A 7,487-nucleotide genomic window follows, 5' to 3' on the forward strand; every position below is an offset into this window, starting at 1 on the left:
GGCTGCCCAAACGCCCGCCCCGCCAAACGCCAACGCCACCAAACGCCCACCCCACCAAACGCCCGCCGCACCAAACACCCGCCCCACCAAACACCCACCCCAGCAAACACCCCTGGGCGCCGGCCCGTCAGACCGCGGCGCGCAGGTATTGCGGCAGCAGGTCCGGCTTCACCCCCAGCGCCTTCGCCGCGCGGATCGGCCAGGCCGGATCGGCCAGCATCGCGCGGGCCACCAGCACGACGTCGGCGCGGCCGTTGGCGACGATCTCCGCCGCATGGGTCGGTTCGGTGATCAGCCCCACCGCGCCGGTCGCGATCCCCGCCTGGTTGCGGACCGCGTCCGCGAACGGCACCTGGTAGCCGGGATGCAGCGACGGGATCTTCTGCTCATGCGACACGCCGCCAGACGAGCAGTCGACCAGGTCCACCTTCCCCGTCGCCGCCAGCATGCGGGCGACCGCGACCGTGTCCTCGATCGTCAGCCCGCCCTCGACCCAGTCGGTGCAGGACAGCCGCACCCAAAGCGGCAGGTCCTCCGGCCATTCGCCGCGGATCGCCTCCACCACCTCCAGCAGGAAGCGCGCGCGCCCGTTCAGGTCGCCGCCATAGGCGTCGTTGCGCCGGTTGGAGACCGGCGACAGGAACGAGTGCCCCAGGTAGCCATGCGCCCCGTGGATCTCGGCGATCTTGAACCCGGCCTCGCGCGCCATGCGGGCGGTGGCGGCGAACTGGCCGACGATGTCCTTCACCTCGGACGCCGACAGCGCATGCGGCACCGTCGCCCCCCGCACGGCGGGCAGCGCGCTGGGCGCCACCGGCTGCCAGCCACCCTGGTCGAGCGGGATCGGCTTGCCGCCTTCCCACGGCACCTGGCTGGACGCCTTGCGGCCGGCATGGGCGATCTGGATCGCCGGCACCGACCCGCACATCGTGATGACCTTGGCCAGCCGCGCCAGCAGCGCCTGGTGGTCGGCGTTCCACAGCCCCAGGCAGTGCGGGGTGATGCGCCCGATCGCCGAGACGTGCGTCGCCTCGGTCATCACGATGCCGGCGCCGCCGGCCGCACGGGCGCCCAAATGCTGGACATGCCAGTCGGAGCCGAGGCCGTCCTGCGCACTGTATTGACACATCGGCGCCACGACGATGCGGTTGCGCGCGGTGACCGACCGGAAGCTGATCGGCTGGAACAAAAGCGGTGTATGCATAAGGGTCGTCATCCCGTTTCGCGGTTGCGTCGGCCGGGATATAGCGGATCGTGCCGAAGAATAAACGGGGCGGTGTTGTCGCGGGATTGTCATGTGTCCCGCGTTCGTGGTCTTCAGGGTCCGGTTGCCATCGAAGGGTCCGGTGCCGTGAACATCCTGTCGATTCAGTCCTGGGTCTCCTACGGCCATGTCGGCAATGCCAGCGCCATGTTCCCGCTGCAGCGCCTGGGTGCCGAGGTCTGGGCGATCAACACCGTCCAGTTCTCCAACCACACCGGCTACGGCGACTGGAAGGGCGACGTCTATTCCGGCCAGTCGGTGCGCGACCTGGTCGACGGCATCGCCGCGCGCGGGGCGTTCCCGCGCTGCGACGCGGTGCTGTCGGGCTATGTCGGCGGCGCCGATATCGGCCAGGCGATCCTGCACGCAGTGACGACGGTGCGCCGCGCCAACCCCAAGGCGCTGTATTGCTGCGACCCGGTCATCGGCGACACCGACACCGGCGTCTATGTCCGGCCCGGCATCGAGGCGCTGTTGCGCACCCACGCCCTGCCCGCCGCCGACATCGCGACGCCGAACCGGTTCGAGATCGAGCGCCTGACCGGCCTGGACTGCGCCACCCTGCACGGCGCCAAGCAGGCGGTGCTGCGCCTGCGCTCGATGCTGCACGACGCCGGGCCCGCCTGCGTGCTGCTGACCAGCCTTGAGACCAACGAGACCCCCGCCGATTGCGTCGACATGCTGACGATCGAGCATGGCGCCTTCCACCTGCTGCGGACCCCGAAGCTCGACATCGCGGTCAACGGCGCCGGCGACGCGATCGCGGCGCTGTTCCTGTTCCACCATTTGCGCTCCGGCAGCGCGGTGGAGGCGCTGCAGGAAGCGGGGTCGTCCATCTTCGGCCTGATGCGCCGGACGAAAGAGGCCGGATCGCGGGAGATCCTGACCGTCGCCGCGCAGGAAGAGTTCGTCGCGCCGACCCGGCGGTTCACCGCACACGCCTGCTGAGGCGCTCGGGATGGACGGCGTCCTGCCCGCCCCCTAAGCTCCGGCCAACCGGACGCACGCATAAGAACGGAGGAAGCCATGGCCGCGCCGTCGTACGATCACACAGTCGCCGACTTCAAGTATCTGGAGCACAAGAACGGCCCGCTGCGGCTGCGGCTGTTCGCGCCGATCATGAACGAGCCCGCACCGGTGATCGTCGATGTCCATGGCGGCGCGTGGTGCAACGGCGACCTGGCGGATTGCGAGGGCCGCGACCTGACCCTGGTCCGAGCGGGCTTCGCCGTCGCGGCGATCAATTTCCGCCATGCGGACGCGGGCTATCCGACCTCCCTGCAGGACATCAACTACGCCGTCCGCTGGCTGAAGTCCCAGTCCGCTCGGCTGTGCCTGGACGCCGGCCGCGTCGGGTTATGCGGACAGAGCAGCGGCGGCCACCTCGCGATGCTGGCGGCGATGCGGCCCCGGGATACGCGCTACGCGGCCATCCCGCTACCGGACGGAGCGGGCAAGGGCGTCGATGCGTCGGTGCAGGCGGTGGTGATGGTCTGGCCGGTGATCAACCCGCTGTCGCGCTACCTGCATGCGCTGCGCCATCGGGCGATGTCGCCCACGCCGGCCTGGGTCGGGGACATCCCGGAACGGCACGACACGTATTGGAAGACCAAGGACGCGATGGCCGAGGGCAACCCGATGCTGATCCTGGAGCGCGGGGAGCCGGCGGTGCTGCCGCCCGCGCTGTGGATCCAGGGCACGCCGGACCCGACGCATGACTACCGCGACCCGGAAAGCCCGTTCGACGGCAACGAGCCGATGCGCTTCGCCCATGACTACCGCAAGGCGGGCGGGACGATCGAGGTGACGTATATCGACAACGCCACCCGCGGCGGCCCGGCCTCGCACGAACCGGCGGCGGCATTCTTCCTGCGGCATTTCGGATAGCGGCGGCCGGCGTTCTTATTCCGGAGTCATAACGAGTTGGCTGTTCTGGCCATTGTCTTCGGAGGGTGCAGCTTGACGAGCGTAAGGCCGTTTTGATTCGGCATCTTATGGTCCGGCCGGAAAGTCTGCCGGTTGAGGGTTGGGTTTTTAACACAGATGGGCACCGATGTGCGCAGACGAACACGGATTCGGGGGCGTATTGAAGCCGGTGTGCCGCTAGCTTGCTTGTCTTGGACTGCAAGCATTCCAAGGACAGAAATGTCCCCGGAAAGAAACAAGACGATTAGATATCCTCGGTTGGCGTCCGATCCAATCTGCCTCCGAATCCGTGTTCATCTGCGCGCATCGGTGCCCATCTGTGTCAAATGACTTTCTACCAACCATTTCGACCGTCCACCAACGACCCACACTGGACAACCTCCACCCCGCCCCCTAACGCGGACCGATCCCTGCACGCCGGCCGCACGAGGATGCATATCGAATTGTAATAGAATTTTAGTGACACCTCCGGCTCATTCCCGCCTAGCTTGCCGCAAACGCGACAGGTCGGAGATTCAACCCATGGCGATCATGAGTCGATACGATTCCGAACGTGCCGAAACGACTGCGAAAGCCGTCATGCTCGCACACAGCGTCATGCAAAACGGTGGATTGCCGCTGACGACGGCGATGACCGCGCTTGCCATGCATGGCGGCATGTATTCGATGCTGAACAGGGACATGCTGACGGCGCGCCTGACGCCGATGGCGGCGGCGTTGACGGCGGCCGGCCATGCGCCGGCGGGGTCGATCGCCTCGCTCGTTTCATTGCTTCAAAGTAAGGTAGAGAACTATTTCATCCACCTGGTTCCCAACAAGCCGTACAAGGTCCACTCCAACCTGGTGTCGCACATCGCCTTTCCCGGCGAAGGCGTAACATACACCCCGAAATCGGAGGAGACGAACAACCCGTCCGGCGGGGACAGCATCAACCTGCCGGCGGCGTTCACGTTCGTCGGACAGTTCATCGACCATGACCTGACGGCCAATGCGCTGGACCTGTTCGTGCCGCAGACCGGCCTGGTCGTCGATGAGGCGTCGCCGCTGATCGACCTCGACAGCGTCTATGGACCGCGGGTGAAGACGCCCCCGTCGCAACGGCTTGACCTCAAGTCCATCTATGATTCGAAGGACCGGTTCTACCTGCAGACATACCCCGACGGCACCATCGATGTCCCGCGCGACCCGTGCGGCACTGCGCTGCTGCCCGACAAGCGCAACGACGAGAACCAGATGGTCAACCAGGTGCATCAGCTTCTGATGCGGCTCCATAACAAGTTCATCAACCAAGGTTTCGATTTCGAGAAGGCGCATCGCGAGACCGTCTTCACCTGGCAGTCGATCGTCCTGAACGACTACCTGCCGAAAATCGTCGACGCCAACCTGATCGAGCTGAAGAAGCAGGCCATCAAGGCCAAGGATCACGGCAAGCTGCGGCACTATCCGAAGCCGAACCCCGTGACCGGGCGGATCGGCGTGCAGATGCCGCATGAATTCGCGATCGGGTTCCGTTTCGGCCACAGCCAGCTTCGCCCTTCCTACGCCGTCAGCGAAGGCAACGTCATCCCCCTGTTCAACAACATGCTGCCGCTCGGCGCGACCTATGGCGACCTGCGCGGCGGACAGGCGCTGCAGAAGACGCATGTGATCGACTGGCACTTCTTCCTGGGCGGCAACGGCGACCCGCCGAATGCCGTGAAGTCGAAGCTGATCGATACGAAGGTTACCAGCGTCGTGTTCGACCTGCCGGAAAGCACCATCCCGGACGACCTCAAGTCGGTCGGCAACCTGCCCCAGCGCAACCTGGTCCGCAGCGACGACCTGGGCCTGTGTGCCGGAGAGGACCTCGCCAGGCTCTACGATGTCACCCCGCTGACGCCGGAAGAGGTCGAACCCCGCGCCGAGATGCGCGCGCTGTTCGAGCAGGATGGCGGCACGTTCCGCACGCCGCTTTGGTACTACGTCCTGCGCGAGGCCGAGCTGAAGGGCCAGGACGGAAAACTGGGCGACGCCGGGGGCAGCCTGGTGGCCGAGGTCATCCTGGGTGGTATCTACTACAACGATCCCGCCCTGGTGCTTCCGGACGACTGGAAGTCGGACGTCAACGGGACGGGCGTGGTCACGCTCTACGAACTGACCCAGTTCGTCACCGGTCCCGCGAACGACGCCAAGGTGATGTCCGATCCGTTCGTTCCGCCCAAGGACTGCCTGATGCCGGACCCGGTGACGCTGACGCAGAAGTAACGACCGGACCGGGACGGTCGTCTACGCCGCGGACTGGATTTGCAACCTGGCGCCAACCCATGACGGCACCGGCGTCTTACCCGCGATGGTCGGCGGAGGCGCAGGGGCGGCACCGGCGTCTCCAACCGTCATAGTTGGCGAAGGCCGACCATGACGGAAGGGGCCATCGATACCCGCCGGCGCCGGCACGACGACCTGGCGCCCGCCCGTCGCGATGTCGGCGCGGCTTGGGATCATCCCCGTCCGCGCACCAGCACCTGGATCACGGCCATCCCCGCGGCGATCGCCCCGGCAACGGCGAACGTTGCCTGAAACGCGGGCGTGAAGCCGCCCTCGCCGCCTGATGCGCGCAGCGTCTGGAAGATCAGCATCAGCACCGTCGCCCCCGTCACCGTGCCGATGCTGCGCGTCGCCATCCCCAGCGCGCCGGCCACGCCGCGGCTGCGGGCGGGAATGGTCGCGGTGATGATGTCGAAATAGGCGACCTGGAACAGGCCCACCCCGAACCCCTGCGCCAGCATGGCCACGACCAGCCACACCAGACCTGACCCTGGGCTTGACCCTGGGCTTAACCCTGGGCCTGTCCCCAGGCCCGCCCCCGAACCTCCGCCCGCCCCCCCGGACGCCCAGGCGATCCCGAACAGGCCCGCGCTGCTCAGGGCCGTCCCCACGATCGCGATCACCCGCGGCGCGATCCCTGTCGCGCCCCGTCTGGCCAGCCGCCCGGCCAGCGGCGCCGCGAAGATCATCGCGAACGGCGACGACGCCAGCACGAACCCCGCCTCGGGCAGCGACAGGTCCGGGATGCGCGCCAGGTGGAAGGGCGCCAGCAGCATGATCGCGAAAGCGGCCAGGTTCACGAGCGCATTGGCGATGTTGGTGACGATGAAGCCCCAGTCGCGGAAATAGTCGAAGTCGATGATCGGCCGGCTGAACCGGCGCTCCTGCCGATAGAACAGGACGAAGCACGCCACCGCCGCGACCGCGAACACCGCCAGCGCCGGCCCCGGCTCGCGCAGCCGGTTGAGCGTCAGCAGCAGGAAGCTCAGCGCCGCCGCCAGCAGCGTCCCGCCGGCCGCGTCGAACGGCTCCGTCGTCGCAGCGCGCGGGGCCTTGGGGAGGGTCCAGGCCAGCAGGAAGGCGGCGGCGGCGATCGGCGCGCGCACGCTGAACACCGCGCTCCATCCCAACTGGCTGACCAGGATGCCGAACGCCGACGGTCCCAGGGCATAGCCGATGCCGAACATCGCCATGTAGCGGCCCAGGACCTGGGCGCGCATCGCCTCGGGGTACAGGCTGGTGGCCAGCGCCGGGCCGCAGCTCAGGATCAGGCCGGCGCCGATCCCCTGCGCGACGCGGGCGGCCACCAGCATGGCGTATGTGGGCGACAGCGCGCAGGCCAGGAACGCCAGCGCCGAAAACCCGGTGCCGAACAGGAAGACGCGCCGGTACCCCAGGATGTCGCCGATCCGCCCGAAGGTCAGCATCAGGCTGGTCTGCGTCAGCACATAGGCGATGACGATCCACTGGATCATCGGGATCGGCAGGGCAAACCGCGCGACGATCGCCGGGAAATCGATGTTCACGGCGGAATCGAGGGGGACGACGCTGGTGCCCAGGCCCACGATCAGCAGCGACCGCCACGCCGCCGCCGGACGCGCCTGTACCGAGATCGCACCTTGCGTCATGCCGGCACGCGCAGCGCCCGCCACACCCGGAAGGGCGAGGCCGGTCCGGACAGCGCCGCGATCGCCGCGGCCGCCGGTTCTGCGTCGACGGCATCGGCGATGGCGTTGGCGATCGCGGGATACAGCCCGACCGCCCCCGCTTCGCCGCAGCCTTTCACCCCAAGCGGGTTGGTGGTGCAGCGGGTGCCGGCGAAGTTCAGGTCGAAACCGGGCAGGTCGCCCGCCCGCGGCATCGCGTAGTCCATGAACGTGCCGCTGACCGGCTGGCCCGAGTCCGGGTCGTAGACGGCGTGTTCCAGCAGCGCCTGTCCGGTGCCCTGGGCGATCGCGCCATGCGCCTGCCCGGCGGCGACCATCGGGTTCAC

At 67.7% G+C, this 7,487-nt stretch carries 6 protein-coding genes; 3 read left to right on the forward strand and 3 right to left on the reverse strand.

Annotated elements, in window-relative coordinates; all coding sequences use genetic code 11:
- Positions 1-127 precede the first annotated feature (127 nt).
- Positions 128-1,204, reverse strand: coding sequence for an NADH:flavin oxidoreductase/NADH oxidase (locus tag VHB27_RS12730; protein WP_325600921.1), 1,077 nt, complete (start codon positions 1,202-1,204; stop codon positions 128-130).
- A 147-nt stretch (positions 1,205-1,351) separates the two neighbouring features.
- Between VHB27_RS12730 and pdxY the strand changes: the two genes are divergently transcribed.
- From pdxY to VHB27_RS12745, 3 genes are all read left to right on the forward strand, one after another.
- The gene (gene pdxY, locus VHB27_RS12735; RefSeq protein ID WP_325600923.1) at positions 1,352-2,212 is read left to right on the forward strand and encodes a pyridoxal kinase PdxY; all 861 of its coding nucleotides are present in this window, start codon (positions 1,352-1,354) and stop codon (positions 2,210-2,212) included.
- 78 nt (positions 2,213-2,290) lie between these two features.
- The gene (locus tag VHB27_RS12740) at positions 2,291-3,151 is read left to right on the forward strand and encodes an alpha/beta hydrolase (protein WP_325600925.1); all 861 of its coding nucleotides are present in this window, start codon (positions 2,291-2,293) and stop codon (positions 3,149-3,151) included.
- A gap of 561 nt (positions 3,152-3,712) precedes the next feature.
- Positions 3,713-5,434 (forward strand): peroxidase family protein, encoded by a 1,722-nt coding sequence (locus VHB27_RS12745; protein WP_325600927.1) that lies wholly within the window; start codon positions 3,713-3,715, stop codon positions 5,432-5,434.
- A gap of 233 nt (positions 5,435-5,667) precedes the next feature.
- Here the strand turns inward: VHB27_RS12745 and VHB27_RS12750 are convergent, their stop codons facing one another.
- Both VHB27_RS12750 and VHB27_RS12755 read right to left on the reverse strand, forming a co-directional pair.
- Positions 5,668-7,122, reverse strand: coding sequence for an MFS transporter (locus VHB27_RS12750; RefSeq protein WP_325600929.1), 1,455 nt, complete (start codon positions 7,120-7,122; stop codon positions 5,668-5,670).
- A partial coding sequence (locus VHB27_RS12755; protein WP_325600931.1) for a molybdopterin cofactor-binding domain-containing protein occupies positions 7,119-7,487 on the reverse strand: 369 nt, incomplete at its 5' end. The genes VHB27_RS12750 and VHB27_RS12755, both read right to left, overlap by 4 nt.

Source organism: Rhodopila sp. (assembly GCF_035548235.1).
In the GTDB taxonomy this organism is placed as follows: domain Bacteria; phylum Pseudomonadota; class Alphaproteobacteria; order Acetobacterales; family Acetobacteraceae; genus Rhodopila.